The 1,519-nt window shown below is 73.2% G+C and carries 1 protein-coding gene; it reads right to left on the reverse strand.

Annotation, left to right across the window (positions count from 1 at the left end; genetic code table 11):
- Positions 1-1,505, reverse strand: a 1,505-nt coding sequence (locus LPN03_RS20680) for a 13E12 repeat family protein (RefSeq protein ID WP_262455750.1), incomplete at its 3' end; no start/stop codon positions are given.
- Positions 1,506-1,519 lie beyond the last annotated feature (14 nt).

The raw sequence follows: 1,519 nt of genomic DNA on the forward strand, positions 1-1,519 counted from the left end.
GTGCCGCCGCTGGGTTCCCCGGCGAGCTGGGCGGCCCGGGCCCAGGCGTCCACGCTCTGGTACACGGACAGTGCCGGCACGGCGGGCAGGACCATGATGAGTTCGGCCATCGCGTCGGGCAGGGGCCGCAGGAACACGCCCCGGCCCTTCCGGGCCCGTTCGTGCCGGACGGTGAGGGACTCGGGATTGTGCTTCTCGGCCAGCATCCGCACCCGCCGGGTCAGGATGCTCGGCGGGGTCCGGGAGGCGTTCTTCAAAAACAGGGGCTCGATCAGGGGCAGGACCGTGTCCGGGACGTTGAGCAGGCCGCGGTGGATGGCCTGGATGCGGACCAGGTCCAGCAAGCCCGCCCGGAACAGCGCGTACGTCCCGGGCAGGTGCCCCAGCAGCCGTTCCGCGTCGTGCAGGCGCTGTTCCGCAGCGCCCTGCGGGATCGCGGCAACGGCCATGACTTCCCCGGCCGCCCACATAGACCTCCCCGGACCCCCATCAGCTTCGCCGGCGCAGGCCTCATCCGCGACGGGCGGGCGCCGGGAGGCGAACACGGCCAGGGCCCGCGCCTCCACCGCCTGGGCGAAGGATGCCAGCCGTGTCGCGGCATGGACCATGTCCAACACGTCATTGTCTCCCACGGACTCCGGATCCAGCCCCGCCAACGCCTCCGCGACCACCACCGGCGACCACCCCGCCTCCGCCGCCAACAACCCCGCCACGACACCCGGCACGGAACCGGCTTCCGGGACCGGCAGGGAACCGGGCACACCGCCCGTCCCGGGGGTGGTGTCGCCGCCGGGCTGCGCATTCGTCCCAGTGCCGGGCTGGCGGGTGCTGCGCCGGTGTTCGAGCCAGTCCGAGGACACCCGCTCCTCCAACACCCCGAAATCATTGCGCCGCCGCGGACGCGGCGCCAACACCAGATCCGGCACAGAATCCCGCACCGCCGCCAACCACCACGCACGAACATCGGCCACCTCCCCGCCGGCCCCTTCCAAAACAGAGGCGGGCGCAGTTTCGGGCTCGGGGTCCTCGGCGGGGACAATGGCAGTGTCGGGGACAGTGGCGGTGTCAGGTACGGGGGTGGAGACGCCGGTGCCGCCACCGGCGGGGCTGGCGGCTTCCGCCCCACCACCGGCCGGGACAGGGGCGCCGCCATGGAAGGAGATGTTCGGATTGGTCGCGAGGGCGGCAAGCTCGGCCGCGGTCGCCTCCCGGACCCGGCGCGAACCCCCGGAACCCCCACCGACGGGAGCGCCGCCCCCGGAAGCGCCGTAGTCCCGGCCGTCGTCCAGCGGCCAGTCGGCAAAATCGGGGGCGGCGGCGATCAGCCGGTCAATGTCCGCGTCCGTGGGCCAGCGCCCGTCCGGATCTTCCCACGGGCCGGGCCCACCGGCCCGTGGCCGCATGCCGGGGTCCTCCGCCGGCCAGGTGCCGGGGCGGGGATCCAGATTCGACGGACCGGAAGGGCTGGAATCCCCTTCATCACCGGGCCGATCTGCAACAGCCATGCCCCCATTCTACC

This window comes from Arthrobacter sp. A2-55 (assembly GCF_025548615.1).
Lineage (GTDB): Bacteria > Actinomycetota > Actinomycetes > Actinomycetales > Micrococcaceae > Specibacter > Specibacter silviterrae.